Origin of the sequence: Shewanella eurypsychrophilus, from assembly GCF_007004545.3 — a bacterium.
GTDB lineage: Bacteria > Pseudomonadota > Gammaproteobacteria > Enterobacterales > Shewanellaceae > Shewanella > Shewanella eurypsychrophilus.
Genome location: NZ_CP045503.2, coordinates 3498565 through 3516877 on the forward strand (window position 1 = coordinate 3498565; position 18313 = coordinate 3516877).

12 protein-coding genes are annotated in these 18313 nt (G+C 41.4%); 5 read left to right on the forward strand and 7 right to left on the reverse strand.

The window, feature by feature from the left end; all coding sequences use genetic code 11:
- Nucleotides 1–62 precede the first annotated feature (62 nt).
- From FM038_RS14805 to FM038_RS14820, 4 genes are all read right to left on the reverse strand, one after another.
- Nucleotides 63–683: a thiol:disulfide interchange protein DsbA/DsbL gene (locus tag FM038_RS14805; RefSeq protein ID WP_223292868.1), complete on the reverse strand. Its 621-nt coding sequence runs from the start codon at nt 681–683 to the stop codon at nt 63–65.
- 103 nt (nt 684–786) lie between these two features.
- Nucleotides 787–1650 carry an SDR family oxidoreductase gene (locus FM038_RS14810; RefSeq protein ID WP_142874147.1) on the reverse strand — a complete coding sequence of 288 codons (864 nt, stop codon included), beginning with the start codon at nt 1648–1650 and terminating at the stop codon, nt 787–789.
- 107 nt (nt 1651–1757) lie between these two features.
- On the reverse strand, nt 1758–2960 hold the full coding sequence (locus FM038_RS14815) for an HD-GYP domain-containing protein (protein WP_142874787.1): 1203 nt from the start codon (nt 2958–2960) through the stop codon (nt 1758–1760).
- A 697-nt stretch (nt 2961–3657) separates the two neighbouring features.
- Complete coding sequence (locus FM038_RS14820; protein WP_142874148.1) at nt 3658–4170, reverse strand: DUF2919 domain-containing protein; 513 nt, start codon at nt 4168–4170, stop codon at nt 3658–3660.
- An 848-nt stretch (nt 4171–5018) separates the two neighbouring features.
- Here FM038_RS14820 and FM038_RS14825 point away from each other — a divergent pair.
- From FM038_RS14825 to FM038_RS14835, 3 genes are read left to right on the forward strand one after another with little or no spacing between them, the layout of a single operon-like run.
- Nucleotides 5019–6233, forward strand: coding sequence for an ABC-three component system protein (locus tag FM038_RS14825; RefSeq protein ID WP_195873064.1), 1215 nt, complete (start codon nt 5019–5021; stop codon nt 6231–6233).
- On the forward strand, nt 6223–6732 hold the full coding sequence (locus tag FM038_RS14830) for an ABC-three component system middle component 4 (protein WP_142874149.1): 510 nt from the start codon (nt 6223–6225) through the stop codon (nt 6730–6732). Before FM038_RS14825 ends, FM038_RS14830 begins: the two co-directional genes overlap by 11 nt.
- Nucleotides 6733–8736 carry an AAA family ATPase gene (locus FM038_RS14835; RefSeq protein WP_195873065.1) on the forward strand — a complete coding sequence of 668 codons (2004 nt, stop codon included), beginning with the start codon at nt 6733–6735 and terminating at the stop codon, nt 8734–8736.
- A 131-nt stretch (nt 8737–8867) separates the two neighbouring features.
- Here the strand turns inward: FM038_RS14835 and FM038_RS14840 are convergent, their stop codons facing one another.
- The 3 genes from FM038_RS14840 to FM038_RS14850 form a co-directional block, all read right to left on the reverse strand.
- The gene (locus FM038_RS14840; protein ID WP_142874789.1) at nt 8868–10820 is read right to left on the reverse strand and encodes a BRCT domain-containing protein; all 1953 of its coding nucleotides are present in this window, start codon (nt 10818–10820) and stop codon (nt 8868–8870) included.
- A gap of 98 nt (nt 10821–10918) precedes the next feature.
- On the reverse strand, nt 10919–12013 hold the full coding sequence (zipA, locus tag FM038_RS14845) for a cell division protein ZipA (protein WP_142874151.1): 1095 nt from the start codon (nt 12011–12013) through the stop codon (nt 10919–10921).
- Nucleotides 12014–12035: 22 nt separating this feature from the next.
- Nucleotides 12036–15446, reverse strand: coding sequence for a chromosome segregation protein SMC (locus FM038_RS14850; protein ID WP_142874152.1), 3411 nt, complete (start codon nt 15444–15446; stop codon nt 12036–12038).
- A 211-nt stretch (nt 15447–15657) separates the two neighbouring features.
- On the opposite strand from FM038_RS14850, the gene cysZ reads away from it, so the two are divergent.
- Nucleotides 15658–16434 carry a sulfate transporter CysZ gene (gene cysZ, locus FM038_RS14855; protein ID WP_142874153.1) on the forward strand — a complete coding sequence of 259 codons (777 nt, stop codon included), beginning with the start codon at nt 15658–15660 and terminating at the stop codon, nt 16432–16434.
- 662 nt (nt 16435–17096) lie between these two features.
- On the forward strand, nt 17097–18146 hold the full coding sequence (locus FM038_RS14860; RefSeq protein WP_142874154.1) for a phosphagen kinase: 1050 nt from the start codon (nt 17097–17099) through the stop codon (nt 18144–18146).
- Nucleotides 18147–18313 lie beyond the last annotated feature (167 nt).

The following is an 18313-nucleotide window of genomic DNA, read 5'->3' on the forward strand; positions in this document are numbered from 1 at the left end:
ATAAAATAATTCAAAGGGTAACAATTTCTGGCTAATGGCTAAGCAAGTTACTCTTTATGGCTTTATTCGAGTGTGGATAAATAACTCACCAATTCAGCTAATTCTTCAGCTGTTCTCGATTTTGAAGCAATAAGGTATTTACCATTCACCAACAGTGAAGGTACGCCTCTTATTCCAGCTAACTGAGCTTGAGTATCATAATTGGCAATGGCCAGACTAGAATCGATAGAGTTCATCGCCTCATCAACATCTTTAGCATCTACGCCTTGCTGTACAAAGAAGTCCTTGAGTTGCTCTGGTCGGGTAAAGGGCCCCTCTTTTTCGTGAATACGCTTAAAAAGGTTGCCATGAACTTGGCGGATCATCTTAAGTTTTTGCGCAAGATAATAGGCTTCCTGACTTAAAATCCAGCTCGGACGACCAGCCCCGATAGGCGTACGTTCAAATTTAACCTTGTCGCCAAGCAGTTCGACTGTTTCTTCAAAAATAGGGTCCTGGCGATAGCAGTGTGGACAGTTATAAGAGAAAAACTCCCTCACTATCGGTGATATTGCCTCGGGGATCCCTCTCACCTGCACGTAATCTACGCCCTCGACAAAGTCCTTGGCTTCGGCTCTGTCACTTATAACGAAACTAGCCATCACGATAAATAAGGCGGCAAACGACCACTTGATAACACCCATCATATCTCCTTAACGCTTTATAAACTTTTTATAAATTATAGCGATAAAACCTAAGTACAAGATCTAGCTAGAAAGCTAGTTACCAAACTCACAGTCAATGTAATCAGCACTTATCCAACATGTCTAATGGTGAGTCATGGCGGTAATGAAAGCCTAACTCCTTGGTTATCTTACTGCCATCTATAATTTTTTCGACTTGGGGCTCAGTCCCAAAACTCGGTGCCTCTAATGACAAATGCTCAGCCGCTTGAGTATAAAACTCAGCTCTACTTGGATGACCCGAGGCGCAGAGATTATAGACAGGCGAGATTGTTTCACTAGAAAGCAGACAGGAAACGGCGCCAATACAATCATCGAGGTGGACTAAATTGACCGCAGCATCGGGCCCAGACAAGTCTTTCTTTCCCGCAAGAAAACGCCCAGGATGCCTAGCGGGACCAATCAAACCCGAGAACCTGAGCACGCTGGTAGGATAATCTTTTGAGAATAGGCTTTCAGCCTGAAGTAAAATTTCGCTCGACGGCGAGTGAGGCGAAGCATCACTCTCTGTCATTGACTCTCCCGTAGCTGGATAAACTCCGGTGGTACTGATAAATATGACACGTTGATATAGATGGTCATCCATTAACGACTTTAAAAAGCCGAGTCGTTTAAGGTACGCATCTGGATGCTTTCTGAGTGAGGGAGGAATATTTATGACGATCGCATCGGTATGCAGAGCTACAATTAGGTTGGCTTTAGCCTCGAAATCGAGTAATTCAAGGCTCTCAATATCAACTGACTCTTCATTAAACTGTTGATTATCAAGGTCTAAACTAAACCCATTTATTCCATCAACTTGCAACGTATTGGCGGCTTCACCTTGTCTCTTACTGCCGCTGACTTCATATCCCAGTTTGACAAGATGCTTAGCTAAAGGGAAACCGAACCAACCACAACCGACAATACTCACTGTGCTAATCTTCAAACTGTAACCCCAAAAGTTATACTACTCAGTATCACATCAATAAAAACATCATAAAGCTAACCTGAGCCTATTACTAATATCTATCTCAGTACAAGATTGAAATAAAGCTAACTCGGTATCCCAGTGAAATAAAAACTAACCCCCATATCAGCTTGCAATACTCTCATGGCCCCCTCTGATAACTCTTCAAGTTTTAATGCTTTTTCGACAAGCACTTCTTCATTGCACAAAAATCGCAAGCCAGGTTCACTGCCATCGGGTTTACAGGCCCACACTTGCGGCTGTTTAACCTCTTCGGTGGTCATCATCACCTTACCGACAGATTTATCTGATAACTCAACTAAAGTGCCAGGAGGATAGATACCCAAGATTTTTACTAAAACGGCAATTAACGATTCAGCGTGCTTACCAGCGCGATTCTTAAAAAGATAACCTAAAGCAACTTGGGGAGAGCGAACATTATCACTCCATAACTGCCGATCATAATCATTAGCCAGACTGACTACTTGCGTCACCATAGGGATCTTATTACCTTTGAGACCATCAGGATAACCAGTGCCATCGATAAACTCATGATGGTGAAGCACAATATTCAAGACTTCTTGATTATAAAGTCCAGATTTACTCAGCATATCGTAACTAAAATTCGGATGCATCTTCATAAAATTGGCTTCATGATCGGTCAAAGCCCCTTTTTTGCGACGAATATTATCTGGAACCTTCAGTTTACCAATATCATGATACAAGCAGCCCAAGGCGATATCGCGCATATCAGACTTTGACATATCCAGCGCTTTAGCAATCATCAAGGCAACAACGGCTACAGAGATCCCATGCTGAGTAACACTCGAATCAGATTCTCCCGCACTCACTAATGCCAGAAATGGCTTATCAACCTCTAACATATGATCCAATAGCTCTTCTACTAACGTTACAGAGCTACGGTAAGCGCCTTCAGGATCACTACCGACTTTGCTAAATGCAGCTCGACTTTCATTGACACATTTCACAAATCGCTGTTGGCTCAACCTTAACGATTTACGCACGAGCGCCTTAGGATCAACCTCTTTTATAACTTGTTTAACTTCTTCCTCAACAACCTCTTCAATCTCTTCTGGTAATAACTCTTCACCAGATAGCAAGATCACGTAGGGAACCCCTAAGCTTTTTATCAACTCGATCTGGGCTTCTTCTTTAATTTCCACACGATTGAATAGGAAAGGATGATTCTTCCACGAAAGCGGTAATTTGACCGTTAACCCAATTTGTAGCTTAGATATAGGTAATTGTATTTGCTCGGCTTTAGCCACCCCAAAAAACTCCTTTGTCACACCTTTTCGATCAACCAATCCCATTAGATGATCCCACTCCATTACAGATTAGCTTGTTAACTTAAGTATAATACTGTTACTGAAAACCTACTGAACTTAATGACATAACTATAGAGCAATAACTAAAAACCTTGTGAAAAAAATGGTAAAAAAATATAAAAAGTAACAAAGAAGGCACTTAAGCAGAGTAAACCTAAGATAATTGCGGCAATTGTGAGCGGTTCTTACTAAACATAAGCTGAATTTGCAGTCTATTCCATTGCCGCAGCAGTTGATTATAGCAAAATGTAAAGCACTAGAATTTTACCAAGTTCAAATAATGACAAAAAACGAGATAAGATATAACAAAATAACAACATAAAATACGGATCGGACATTGTATACAATATTCTTTATGCTATAGTTATTGAGTTCTTTAGGAACATGTAGACACCCCGCTTACATTGACTTAAAGAGTGTTGCTGTCAATTGTCCTTAATGTCAGAGCTAGTATCCATGCAGTCACTTGCTGTTGAGTGTAGAGATAATAGATTTGACAAGGTATTTTGTTAACATTCCTGGATCGAAATACAATTTAGATGTCTGTATTTCTTCTCTTACTAAACAGTAAAAGTAAAAGATCTTTAGGCGCTGCCCTTGCAGCGCCATTTTTTTGCTTAAGTTTTGCAGAGTTTACTTACTTGCTGGGCTTTTCCGCTAATTCTGGCTTGCCTACCTGCTCATCCTCATCTTTATTCCAATCGGCAAAGTAGTGACTTAAGCGCTTAGATTTAAACAGATAGATCAAACTCCAAAATAACAGCAGCGCGTCCAAACCTGTGCTCCAACTATAGACATAATGTGAATTAATGCTCCTCTCGAATAACAAAGCCCCATCGATCACAAGGAGCAGCAACAAGCACCATTTAAGTTGAGCAAATAGAGGCCGGACCCAACTAGGCTTACGTTTACGCTCGGCAATAATAAAGCCGTAGATAAGTAAGGCACCGAAACCAGCGATAAGCGCCATGACAAAATCAGACTTTTGCGGATAGAACATGGCTACCAGCGCCGCTCTATCACTGGACTGTGTCAATGAAGCGATAAAGATACACCAACCGCGAGCGATAAATATCAGCATGAAATATAGATAAAGCGGGGGCTTGATATGGCCCTTATCATCGAGCCAGGTAATATTACTGAAGTTCACGCTTTGCCTATCCTTGAAATTTAAGTTGTTATTTTAGAATGGATATACCATTCCATATAAGTATCTGGTCAGTTCAGAGACTCTCAGTTTTTTCAATTCAAGGCGCATTGATGAGGAAATGGTTATTCCCTTTTAAGTCAATGGAACACAGAAGTGGAAACACTGAGAGCCTCACGCAGTACGGGTTTCAAAGCCCTTTATGCTACGTTGAATGTTCTCGATATAGAATAACTATTAGCTTCAAACATTCGCCTTGCCTACAGTGCTTTGAACTCCCGCTGAATGATCAGATACTTACTCGGAATGGTATTACACTGATATGGTGCCAAATAAGCTTTTTTCAATGGCCCACTGATAAAGCATAAAAAAACGCCATCAAAGATGGCGTTTAATCTTAAACTCAGAATAAATAAAAGCGCTTAACCTGCAAGTACGGCAAGTAAGCCTTCCTCGTCCAATATCTTGATACCTAAGTCCTGAGCTCAATCTCGAAACCATAGTCAATTTAGAACCCGCTGCTTCACCGGCCATAAAATTATAGACTTTCGGATAAGTGAGACTGTTCTACTATAACTTCTTTCACTTATTTATTAGTCACTTATAAAGTTTACTTTCAACATTTTTTGTTTTCCCTATTCATTTCTATGTCTATTTTTTCTTAAGAAGCTAATCTCGTAAATTATCAACTATTGAATAAAATATTTGATTTAAATAACAAATCTTGATTCTCATCAACCTTTTAACTAAACATCTTTGTTCTTTACTGTTAATATTTAATCACTTAGGGTCAAATAAGCCCGAGATGCATTAACTTAATAAGACAACTGACTCAATATAAGGACATAACAATGAGTATGCTAAGCTGGGTTAAAAAGGATGATAAACCTAACCTGATTGTCTTTATACATGGCCTCAAAGGGGGTGTCGAAACTTGGTCCTATGACGATAAAACCTCCTTCCCAAAACTTTTAAAATCTCAAACCGATTTCATTTCAGGTTTTGATATAGCCTGTTTCGACTATTTTACTACTTTTACCGAAACTTACGGTAAAAGTAAAAGTCTGTTCCGTAGTCTATTTTCGTCGTTTAAGACAAAAGAGACAAACCTCCCTATAGAAGAACTATCTGAATTGTTAAAGACAGAGATAGCTCTTACTGATTACGATAACATCATTCTCATTGCCCACAGTATGGGCGGACTAGTAGCTAAGTCTTGCATTTTAAAGCAAATAGAAGAAAATCATGTTAGTAATATTAGAGGATTAATATCTCTCGCGGTGCCTCATTCTGGCGCACTTATTGCCAATATTGGTGGTTTAGTCTCAAGCAACGTACAACTTCAAGATTTAAGTGTTTTAAGCCCTACAATCGACAATCTAAATAGGCAATGGATACAAACCCCAAATACTCCGTGCACAAAATATATTTATGCAAGCCACGACAAGTATGTTGATAAAAAAAGCGCGCTGGCTATTGATGCATTGAAAAAAGATTCTATGGCAGTAAATGCAGATCATTCAACCATATGTAAACCTAAGGATGTTGATGAATCGGCCTTTAGAGCTGTAATTAAGCATATTGAGACAATGAAAAGTGAGTTCAAAAACCAAGTCCCCCTTAAAATTTTAGCCGAGCCTGACGCATACTCCAATCAATACTTTGTTATAAAAATGGTTATCGCTGATATTCACCATATAATACAAGGCCATGCGAAAGAGTACTTTTACAACGCCGAGCTGGCAAGAAAAGTATTTACAAGTGAATCAGACCGGAAAAAACTAGAACAACTGTATAGTAAAATCAGATGCCTGTATCAAGAAGAATTAGAGGCACATATTGCAGACGGTACAATTACAGATAAATTTATCGCCTCCGTTCACCAGCGAATAACTGATGAAGACGAGCGAATGTTAAACCAAATTCTAGGTGGTCTAGATTCAGTCCATAAAAAGGGAATGTTACACCAACTATCAAACAAGTTTGATACCGATATTATTTGGGAAAAGAATACATCCATATCACAGATTCGCGAATCAAAGGAGGGGGCTCATAATGAGCTTTAACCTACCTTATATAGCCATAGATGAGGATTTATACCTAAACACTGCAATTATGACTCTCATCCTCAATAAGCTATCGCGAAACACAAGGGGAAATTTGAAGCTTGATTTACCGAAAATCCAAGTGTTTATGTTTCTAATAAAACACCCTTCACATATTAATGCAATCCTTGAGGCTACAGGAAAAAGCTCTCCAGATCTCAAGCAATACTCTACTTATACGATGGACAGCCTAGCAATAAATGTAGACGAACTGTTTAACATAAAAAAAACTAGGTTGTTGCTTAGAAAACTCGCACATCTAAACCTACTAAGTGCTGTCGACGACCCTAAGAATGGCCTAAGTTTCCACTTGACTGAAGATGGACTTAAGCTGGCCAGCGAATTCACGGAAGCACACTTTGAAAGTGTTAACATCTATATTGAAGCACTAACCCCTCTGCTTTCAATTACCTCTTCCAAGCTACACTCCGCACTTAACAGCATATTTAAGGACAAATAAATGCATTCATATATACAAGTTAAAAAGCTAATTCTGGTCGGAGTCAGGAAGAACTACACCACAAAATTTCACTCTGGGGTGAACATTATTTATGGTGACTCTGATACTGGTAAATCGAGCATCTTGGAGTTTATAAACTATCTGTTAGGGAGTAGTTCAATTGAAGTTGGCGATGAAATTACTACCTCGGTAAAGCATGCAGCCCTTGAAATAGATATAAATGGAAAGCTAAAAACAATAGTTCGTGAAATCTACGATAATAATGCTTATGTAAATGTCTACCCTTGCACATTTGATAAAATTTCAAACTTCCATCCGGACATTTACTGCCCAAACTTCAACAGCAACAACGCACCCGACGGCTTCTTTTCTGACTTCTTATTGGACTCTCTAAACTACCCAAAAGTCAAAATAAAAAAAGCACCAACTAAAGCATCCTCCGACATGCAAAGGCTCGGGTTTAGAAGCCTCTTCAAATATTGCTACCTCAATCAGGACGACGTTGGAAGCAAGAGTTTTCTTGACTTGGGTAACTGGGTGAAAGCGACTACCAACAGAGAGGTGTTTAAGTACATCTTTAATGTTTTGGATAGTAACATCACAGAAATGCAGCAGGAAATAGGCTTAAAAACCAAAACAATACAGCTAACAAAATCCAAGCTAAACACTGTTTCAGAATTTTTAAGAGATACTAACTGTAAATCACTAGACGATATAGATTTTAAGCTAGAAACCATCGAAGAGATGAGTGAGCATTTATCTGGTGAACTAAGCAGCCTCAACAGCGAAATGGTTGCAAGCAATGAAAATTACGCCAAGCTCAACTCCATCTTCAAAGAACTATCACTTAACCAAAAATCAATAAAAAGCCAGATTCAATCAACTGGCCAGCTGGTGGATAAGTACTCTCGACTGAAAAATGATTACGGCAATGACATAAATAAAATAAAAAGTACCTTGGTGGCACAAGATAGGATTGGCGATGTTTCTATAATGAACAGGCTTACAAACCCTGCCTCTCCCTGCCCTGTATGTGAACAAGATATAAAACCACCAATGGAGGAAACTCATTACTTAATATCCCCCAAAGATATGCTTAATCAAGAGCTTGCTTCATTAAAGAATAGAAGAAGAGACATTGCATCACTTATCGAGTCATGTACCCATAAGTCACAAACACTACAAAGGGCGCTAATCCCTGTACAAGAAGACATCTCAAAAATCAGGACTATGCTTGACACTGAAAGCGTTGAAATGATTACTCCTTATCTAACCCAGAGAGACACTTTAATCAAGGAAATAGCAAGTTTAAGCAAAGAGAAAGAGGCTCAAAAAACCAGTCTCAAAATGAGAAACCAACAAGTAAAAATTCAAGAGTTCCTAGATAACCAAATCAAATTATTAGCAGGGCTGGAAGAAAAACTTGAATCACTACAAGCCAGCACACCAAGTATGGATCTTGTTCTTAATGATCTTGGTGATTTTCTGAACACTTATTTAGAGCATGTTCATATTAATAAAAGAACAGGCATATCAATAAGTCCCAAGTCCTATGCTCCAGTAATAAGAGAAAAAGATTACTACTCCATCACATCAGGAGGACTGCGAACTATTTGCTCTATTGGGTATATGTTATCAATTTTAGATTATTCTTATACTCATGAAATGAATCACCCCAAAATACTGCTCATTGATACCGTAGGTAAATATTTAGGAAAAACGACAAAGCCAAGATATCAAGAATTAACTGATACGAAGGCTGACGTTTCCGAAGGTGTCTCCGACCCATCAAAATACAAAAACATATATGATCAAATAATTACAAGCTCTGAAAAAGCTGAAAGACTCGGAATTCACAGCCAAATAATCTTAGTAGATAATGACGTACCAGATGCAATGGTAGAGTCATATAGCCAATACATCGTTGCCCACTTTAGCTCTACGGGAGAAGACGGGTTAGATTACGGTCTGATAGATGACGCAAATGAGTCTCACTATAATTAAAGTTGAGCAATTTTAATTATGCACGAGTAAACGTTTTAATAACCTGCCATTGCATATAGTCTTAGCAGGTTGTTAGACTTACCTTACGCACTTAAAACCCATATCTCTGTGATTTCATTAGCAAAGTTGAGTTAGACATTAGCCAATAAATCAAGATATTCCTGCTCAGAAAGTACACTCACTCCCTTATCCTTGGCTGCATTAATTTTGATTTCGCCAACTTTTTCACCAGTAACAAGGTAAGTTGTTTTCCCCGTAACTGATTTAGCGACCTTAGCTCCTAAGGCTTTGGCATGCTTTTCCATATCACCTCTAGAACCTTGGGTCATTGATCCAGTAAATACTACTAACTTTCCAGCCAATGGTGAGTCAACACTCTTTAGCCCTGATTGCTTAGGAGTGACTGACAAGTTGAAGCCTAGCTCATAAACTTTGAAGAACTCTTCCCTAACCTTCTTTAAACCTTCAACAATCGCTTCTGCACTGACCTCAGCAAAACCATCAATTTTAACAATCACTTCTGCAGATAGATCAAATAGCTCAGTCAGTGAATGATGTTGAAGAAGCTTGTCACAATTACCAGCTCCTAATCGGCTTACACCAAACGCAGAAAGAAAGCGCCAATCTTCAATTTCAACTTCGCGACTAACACGAAGTTGATCAAAAAGGTTTTTAGATGTCTTATCACCAAACTTAAATGTAGAGAAGTGATGTGCTTCAATGGCATAGATTTCATGTATATGCTTTTTACCAAAGCTAGCTAGTCGTTCAATTACCTTAGGTCCAAAGCCATCATTATTTCCCAACGTTTTAAAGAAATGAATGAGAGTGTTTTCTGTTTGAGCTGGACAATCAGTCTTATTTGGGCAGATTAAGTTATCAGACTCCCAAAGTAGCCTTGATTCACAACTCGGACATAGCTCAGCTAATTTAGGCTCTACTTTCTTAATGACTTTCTCAATCTTTGGAATGACTAGACCACTTCGTACCAACTGGATAACAGCTCCAGGACCAATGCCACTTGTTTTAACCATGTTGTAGTGATGCACTGTCACTCTGCTTATAGTTGCGCCACTTAACTTCGTAGGAACTAGCTTTGCGACAGGGGTTACACGACCTGTTCTGGAAGTCTGAGGAATAACATCTAACACCTCAACTTCGACACCATCATTGTTGACCTTAAAAGCAATTTGCCACCTATGAAACTTTCTGGTGGCCCCCATATGATCCTTTATAGCCTCATTGGTAACTTCAAGAATGATACCGTCAATATCAAAATCAACTGAGTTCCATATTTCATCAACAATAGATTCAAAGTCTGAAAGAATTTTAGAGTAATGCTCAGTTCTGTTTTCTAGTAATCTGAAAGGGTAAAACAGACAAGCACCTTCATTTATTGCTTGCTGAATATTCTCATCAACTTTCTTTTCAGCAATAATCCCTGCTTGAATATTTCTCGAATTCTCAAAGAGATGAGTTAGCTTTTCATCAAAATAGTTTTTACTGATGACAATTTCACCCGCTCCTAAACCACGTTTACCGTCATTGGCTACCCTTAGCCCTCTAGTAATAGCACGGGTAATATCCTGCCCTCTTACGCCATCACCACGGGTATATAATGTTTCACCATCATCAAAAGCGGCATATCCATCAAGCTTTGGTGTCACGCGGATCATCACTTCATCGGGATCGATTTGAACTTCTTTTGCTGCTTTCAGAAGTCTATCAATCCATTTTTTGATCTCTTCAAATGAATAAGCTTTATCGGTGGAGAGCATTTTTTGGGGTAATGCAACAGTCTTGCTTTCAGCAAGTATTTCAGGCTCTACTGAATTCAGATAAGGGTGCTCTGGTTGCTTTATTGAAAAATCTTTAAGTAATAAGTCATATTGCGTATCTTTAATAATGGGAGTACCAGAGCGATATAGGGCATTGGCAATCTTTAATAAACCCACTAATGAATCATTAGAAAGGCTGTCAAACTTTTGCTCGTTTATTGCTTTCTCAATAATGTGTAACTCAATGTTTAGCTCTAGTTTATGAATTATTGAGCGGTGTTGTTCATTAAATATAAATTCAGACATTTTATGTTCTATCACTTAAACTATTTTGGCTATAAATTAAAAAAGGCCGCGGTTGCGGCCTCTCGTTATCATTGCGTATCCGTCGCTTAAGTCATTCGTTACAATTGAGTTCGAATACGCTGCAGATAGCTTTGTTTAGTCGTCTCGCTCCAGGCATCACGACCACCATCTAGCACTTTACCACCTAAGTCATCGGCGAGTTGATGGGCAGAGTTAAGCATAATAGAGAAATTCATCAATGGATCACCATGACAAGGTAGCGTCATAAATAACACCACTCCTTCTGTACTGAACTGTTCCATTTCATCTGGGTTAAAAATACCAGGTTTCACCATGTTCGCCAGTGAAAATAACTCCTTACCTGTGCCAGCATTGTCTTCATGACGATGAAAAATGCTCATGTCACCAAACTTAAAGTTAAGTGTTAGCAAACACGGCAATAGCTCCGCGCCATTGAGAGTATGACCCTCACTCGCCACCACATGTAGCACGAGCACATCCCTTGGTTCGGCCAACGTCTCAGTGTCTTGCTGGATCTTTGCTTCAACCTTAACCTGAGGCTCTGCTACTACCTTAATTTTGGGCTTCGGCTTCGGCGCCGCCTGTCTTCTAGGCTCAGTAACGGGCGTAGCATAAATAGGTGATGCCGTATCAACTTCAGTCTCTAACTCAACACTTTCAGCCTCAAACTTAGTATCGCTCTCAAACAGAGAACTTTGAGCGGGCGCCGCTTCCTGTCCAAGCCCGAGCTCCATCTGATTAAGATCGTCTAATTCCTGAGTCTGATCGGATAATACTGGCTCTTGTCTCTGGCGGCTCATCTTCTGTTTCGGCTGATCTGACAACGAAAAATCTCTCTCGTTCTCAATTGTCATCTCGACATCAGTTTGGCTCAATGACTCAGTTGCAGTACTGAACTTAGGCTCACTGTTTATCGTGTCAGAAAGACTCGGCTCTGTTAGGACTTCATCGTCTTCATTCAGTTCGCTTTTTCGGATCCTGACTTCACCAATCCCATCAGCATCAAATCCATTTGCATCACGGCTAGCGGCCTGATCTTTATAAAAGCCTGACATGGGGCTATCTTTGATTGATTTAGGTTGCTGCTTTCTAATGGACCAAAAACCATGCACAAGTACGGCGATAATAGCTATTGCGCCTAAAACGAATAATACAAGTTGCAAATTTTCCATTGGGTACCCTGTCTTTCCTATGTTATCCAGCGTCGGCAAGTGCCACCGCTTCATCAATATCTACAGCAACTATGCGTGAAACTCCAGGTTCATGCATCGTCACTCCTATCAGTTGATCGGCCAATTCCATGGTGATCTTGTTATGACTAATAAAAATAAATTGCACACTCTGAGACATCTCTTTCACTAATCGACAGAATCTATCGACATTGGCGTCATCCAGAGGCGCATCAACTTCATCTAACATACAAAATGGTGCTGGATTTAGCCTAAAAATCGCAAACACCAATGATAATGCGGTTAACGCTTTTTCTCCACCAGAAAGAAGGTGGATCGTGCTATTCTTTTTTCCTGGCGGTCTGGCCATAATCGTCACTCCGGTCTCGAGTAGATCATCATGGGTCAAAGCCAGCTCGGCGCTGCCGCCGCCAAAGACTTTAGGAAACAACAAACCTAGGTCTTTATTCACCTTATCGAAGGTATCTTTAAAGCGAGTCTTGGTTTCCTTATCTATCTTACGGATCGCCTCTTCTAGGCTGGTCAACGCCGAAGTAAGATCCGCATCTTGGCTATCTAAATAGTTCTTACGTTCACTTTGCTGCTCATATTCTTCGATAGCGGCCAAATTAATAGCGCCTAGATGAATAATTTGAGCTCGGATCCTCTCTAACTCTCGTTGGCGAGCCTGAGAGGTCTTATTCAGATCCAGCGAAGATTTAACTTGTTCTAGCTCAATATCTTGCTCTTTGAGCTGCATCAGTTGGCTATCTGCCTGACCTTTCAAACCTTCGCGACGTAACTTTAACGTGCTGATTGACTGAGTCAAGTTTTCTATCTTGCCAAGCTGTTGTTTTTTCTTTATTCCTGCGCTATCACTCGATTCTTGCAGTTGAGCCTGCTGCCCGCGAAGTGAAGCCAATTCTGTCTGCTTTATCTGCTGCTGCGCCAATGCCTGACTTAACTGTTCTTTTAAGGTGCTCAGTCGACCATCTTCGCTGGCTACATTTTGCTCAACAAGCTGATGTTCAAGCGCGGATTGAGCTAAGATCAGCTCTTCGATACGAACGCCTTGCTGATTGATAGACTGATCGTTGAGCGCCAGCTTAGTCGTTAATGTCTGGCAAGTCTGGCTCAGCTGGCGATCGTCTTCTTGTACTCGCTGGTATTTATCTTTACAGCCGCGGGCCAAATCTATTTGCTCATCGAGAAAATGAACTAATTTAGTTTGCGCTTGCTCACCTTGATCTAGGCTAGATTTGGCATCATCTAGGCTAGCAAGAATATTCACCTCGTCGTCCTGTTGCTTGCTAAGCAGGACTTTGAGTCGAGCAAGCTCAGAGGTCAGCTGCTCGCGGCGTTGGTTTCTGTCTTGGTTGCGCTGTTTGTCCGCTTCTATCTGCACGCTCAGGCTAGCAATGGATACATTGAGCTTCTGCAGCGTCTCAATACCCGATGAAAGCGCTATTTTTAACGGCTTGATATTGGCGTCTAAGTCATGGCCCTGACGATTGAGCTCACTAAGTAAGGCCTCACTATCCTCAATGCTGACCTCTAACGCTTCTTGCTCACATTTAAGTTGAACCAAGGAACCTGAATCTGTGCCCTTCTTGATCACGAAGCCTTTACCTAACAGATAGCCATCCGCGGTCACTATGCGTTCGTGCTCACTCATCCCGGCAACTTGCTCTCTAGCCTGCTCCAGATTATCGGCCCATTGCACCTGACTCAACCAAGGTGAGAGGTTCGCATTACTGCTCAGCCCATGCCACTCTTGGTGTACCAGGCCTTCGAAGCCAAATTCACCTTGCTCAACACCCGCAGGCATTTTCAGTAAACCGTCGAATATGAGTTCTACCGCTTTCTCCCAACCAGGCTGAACATCAATAAGCTGCCACAGGGCTTTAATACCTTCTTGACTCGCGTCATCGGGCAATAACTTATTGACTAAGGCCAATCGACCCCGCTCTTCGGCAAGAGATTGGCCCAGGGCTTCCTGTTTAGCCTTGAGGTTAACTTGGTTTTGTAGAAAATTGGTTAGCTTGTCATTATATTCATCATTGATCTCGCTTCGCTCCATGGCATCGGTTTGCCATTGAGTAAGCCGGGAAAGGTTTTCTTGCCCAACTTTGGCCGCTTCTTGTTCCAGAAGCCCAGCAGATTCTTGCTCAACCTTGGTAAGCTGAGCCCTTGTCTGCTCCAACATGACGCCTTGATGTGACAGTTTACCCCTTGATACTTCATGGGCTAAACGGTAGGAGGATACTGTTTCTTTGTGCTCAGATAGCTTAGCTCTTGATTCACTGGCCTTAAGCTCATGTTCGCTCAAATCACTGGTGACACGTGTCAAAGACGAGTGTGCCAGTTCAAGTTGTGGCTGCTTGAGGGCCAAGTCATCCCTCAATGTCTGCTGAGTAGTCTCATCAGCAGATAATTTGTCTTTATGCTGCTTGAGTTTTTGGACGATAGCCGTAATACGTTGCTCGACATGGGAGTCTTGCTGCTGACGATGCTTAAGATCTTGCTCAAGTTTCGCTATCTGGGTACCCGAGAGATAAAAAGACTCAACCCGCTTTTGCTCTTCGCCGTCGAGTTCCACCAACTGCACATTGAGCCGGGTTAACTCGAGTTCGGTGCGCTCTTTCTCTGCCTCGACTTCCGCCTTAGCTAACTCGAGGCGATTCACATCCAGGGTCAATCTTTCAGTTTGATCGGTCAGTTCGAGATAGCGACTGACAAACAACTCTGAGTCTAACTGGCGCTCAGACTGCTTCAGCTCACGATATTGCTTCGCCGCCGTTGCTTGCTCAGCTAACTTGTCTAACTGGCGACCCAACTCAGTTCGGATATCACCGAGACGCTCTAAGTTCTCTCTGGTATGACGAATTCGATTTTCAGTTTCACGTCGACGCTCTTTATAGCGAGAGATCCCAGCCGCTTCTTCGATAAACACTCGCAATTCTTGAGGCTTAGACTCGATTAACCTTGATATGGTCCCCTGCTCGATAATCGCATAGCTTCTCGGGCCAAGACCCGTGCCCATAAAGAGATCGGTAATGTCTTTACGACGACACTTCTGACCATTTAAAAAGTAGCTAGAATCTCCGTCACGGCTGACCTGACGTTTAACCACAATTTCCTGATAACTAGAATACTCGCCCGTTAATCGGCCATCTAAATTCTCGAAGTTCAGCTCGACACTGGCCACAGAAACGGGGCGGCGAGCCGTCGAGCCATTGAAGATAACATCGGCCATCGAGTCGCCACGCAGGTGTTTTGCCGAGCTTTCGCCCAACACCCAACGTACGGCATCTATGATGTTAGATTTACCACAACCATTGGGGCCTATGATGGCACTTAAGGGATTGAGAAAGGGGATCTTAGTGGAATCGACAAACGACTTAAATCCAGCAAGTTTTATCTGTTTGAGTCTCATGGTGCCAGTTAGGTCGTTTCCGGTAAAAATAAACTAAATTTAATTTTACCGAACAGAGCTTGTTTAGAGTTGATTTTCTGCGGCTACTTTACCAAAACGGACAGGTTTTTGTAACGTTTTTATTAACACCAGTGCCATTTACTGCTTGTCTTCACTCTGTCGGTGGAACACAATCTCGTTAAGTTTACATGGAGCGGTGATCGATCTATTTATGAATTCCAAAACAAACCAAGCAACAACGAAGAGCGGAGTGAACTACTTCCTCGATGGATTTAGCCTAATAAAGACTAAAGGGCTGAGACGCTTTGTGTTTATTCCCTTGATGATTAACTTGGTCATATTTGCCAGCGTCATCTACTTTGCCATAGGACAATTAGAAAGCGCTTTCGCCTGGGTATCGGGACAACTGCCTGAGTACCTTAGCTGGCTCAACTTTATCCTCTGGCCTCTGGCCGTGATCACCTTACTGGTGGTGCTGTCTTTTCTGTTCAGCTCTGTGATGAACTGGATTGCTGCGCCTTTTAATGGCTTGTTAGCCGAAAAAGTCGAACAATACCTCACAGGCAAAGATCTCAATACTGGTACAACGGCCGACTTGATTAAAGATCTGCCTCGAATATTGGGCCGAGAATGGATAAAACTTAAATACTACCTGCCCAGAGCCATTATCTGCCTGATCTTGTTTTGGATACCCTTTATCGGTCAAACTTTTGCCCCCATCATCTGGTTCCTCTTCAGTGCCTGGATGATGGCAATACAGTATTGTGATTATCCCTTCGATAACCACAAAGTCACCTTCCCCGATATGAAATTTGCCCTCAACCAGACCAAGGGAACAAGTTTTAGCTTCGGCGCGGCCGTTACCCTTTTTTCGATGATCCCCATCGTTAACTTTATCGTGATGCCAGTGGCCATCTGCGGCGCAACAGCCATGTGGGTGGATAAGTACCGCGAAGCCTATAAACACCCAGAAATTGCGCCGGAGTAACGTCTCCTGTCATCCCTGAAGTGCTAGTGGCGCTATGATGAGTAAGATACCAATTGCGAAGCCTATAAACCGCCCTCAGATTTCGCCGGAATAAGGTCTCCGGTTAACGTTTGTATTTTGGGTTGAGTTTCATTTGGCTGTTTGATGGTTTGGGTTTGGTGTCACTTGGACTCAATGCATCAGTACGCTTCTACTTTGAACCAGGGTGAGCGGTTATTAATCATCTACGATGGTAAGCATAGCTTCGTGGGTATCTATCACCTGCCGTGAGTGCTGTATTAAGGATATACGAATGTCGTGAAGGCACGGATGCCTCTGAACGACCTTCTAGTGCAAACATCTGAGTATTTGCATTACGATATGTATGGCCTAAGTTCAGAAACACTTGGGAGGATTTAGTGGCTGAACTCTAGTTTTGAGGAAAAACACTACGCCACTAGACTATTCAAAGGGAGTTTTCAAAGGGAGCACGGCATCTTATGATGCCATGAGAGGGTAATACCAATCGGTATAATATATTCAGAGTTGAGGTTCTATTTTTATCAATAAACGACTTCATCGATTGCTTATTCTCCAGTCAGAGATAGTGCTCTGTAGTATTAAGGCTAATTTAGCTATAATTTGTCGCTAATTAGCATAGTATTGTTAACGAGCAGAGCGTTATGAAATACCCAGAGTTTACAAAACAACATCAGTCACTAATGGCCAGTAATCTAACACAGGCTGTATTCACACAGCTGCAAGATGTGGTGACTACAAACGGTGTCACACTTAATGACGTCATTAACTCTGGATTACTAAATCCTGACAGCGATATCGGTGTATATGCTTGGGATACTGAGTCTTATCAAGATTTTGCCTCTCTATTCAATCCAATCATTAGTCAATACCATGAATTTAATGAAAATACCTTACATACAACGAACCTAAACCCCGATAATCTTAATATCAATGATCCGGACCCAAACAACAAATACATTGTATCAACACGCATTCGAGTAGGACGTAACCTTGCTGAAATGCCATTAGGGCCGGCAATCACTAAAGCTCAACGAGATGAAGTTGAAACGCAAACAGTTACGGCACTTACAAAAATGACGGGCTCACTGTCGGGTCAGTATTTTGCATTATCAGGCATGAGTGACGAGGTCAAAACGCAACTCATCAATGATCACTTCCTATTTAAAGCTGGTGATCGTTTTTTTGAAGCGGCAGGATTAAATCGAGACTGGCCAGAGGGACGGGGTATTTATCATAATAATGATAAGACATTTTTAGTCTGGATAAATGAAGAGGACCAACTGCGTATTATTTCGATGCAAGCGGGTGGAAATATCACAGAGGTTTTTACACGTTTGACTACGGCACTTACAGAGCTTGAGCAGCACTTAAACTTCTCCTTTACCCAGCGTCTCGGGTATATCAGCAGCTGCCCAACCAATCTAGGAACCGCTATGCGGGCTAGTGTGCATATTAAGTTGCCATACTTAGGTAAAAATATGCCACTATTTAAATCCATTACCAAAACTTACCACTTACAAATCCGTGGTATTCATGGTGAACACTCTGCCATCGAAGGGGGCGTCTATGACATCAGTAACCGTCGTCGCTTAGGTATCACCGAGGTTGAATGTGTTCAGGATCTATATAATGGGGTTTTGGCATTAATTACTCAAGAGAAGCTACTTGAGCAATCTTTAAAGCAGGCTTAATCAAAGAAACATAGCCACCCATTTTAGTTATCTCTTGTTTCTCACCACTTCAAGTATTTTGTCTGGGGAAGTATCAAAACAGAGGTGTTTGTAGATAAATGTGCCTAGATAATAACTAAATGGATGAAAATATTTAAGCTACAGGGTAATTCTTCCAGATTAAAGCA

Excerpts from the sequence above, each read along its gene's own strand:
- FM038_RS14805 (WP_223292868.1), bottom strand. The coding sequence starts at position 683 with ATGGGTGTTATCAAGTGGTCGTTTGCCGCCTTATTTATCGTGATGGCT.
- FM038_RS14825 (WP_195873064.1), top strand. The coding sequence starts at position 5,019 with ATGAGTATGCTAAGCTGGGTTAAAAAGGATGATAAACCTAACCTGATT.
- FM038_RS14830 (WP_142874149.1), top strand. The coding sequence starts at position 6,223 with ATGAGCTTTAACCTACCTTATATAGCCATAGATGAGGATTTATACCTA.
- FM038_RS14835 (WP_195873065.1), top strand. The coding sequence starts at position 6,733 with ATGCATTCATATATACAAGTTAAAAAGCTAATTCTGGTCGGAGTCAGG.
- FM038_RS14840 (WP_142874789.1), bottom strand. The coding sequence starts at position 10,820 with ATGTCTGAATTTATATTTAATGAACAACACCGCTCAATAATTCATAAA.
- zipA (WP_142874151.1), bottom strand. The coding sequence starts at position 12,013 with ATGGAAAATTTGCAACTTGTATTATTCGTTTTAGGCGCAATAGCTATT.
- FM038_RS14850 (WP_142874152.1), bottom strand. The coding sequence starts at position 15,446 with ATGAGACTCAAACAGATAAAACTTGCTGGATTTAAGTCGTTTGTCGAT.
- cysZ (WP_142874153.1), top strand. The coding sequence starts at position 15,658 with ATGAATTCCAAAACAAACCAAGCAACAACGAAGAGCGGAGTGAACTAC.
- FM038_RS14860 (WP_142874154.1), top strand. The coding sequence starts at position 17,097 with ATGAAATACCCAGAGTTTACAAAACAACATCAGTCACTAATGGCCAGT.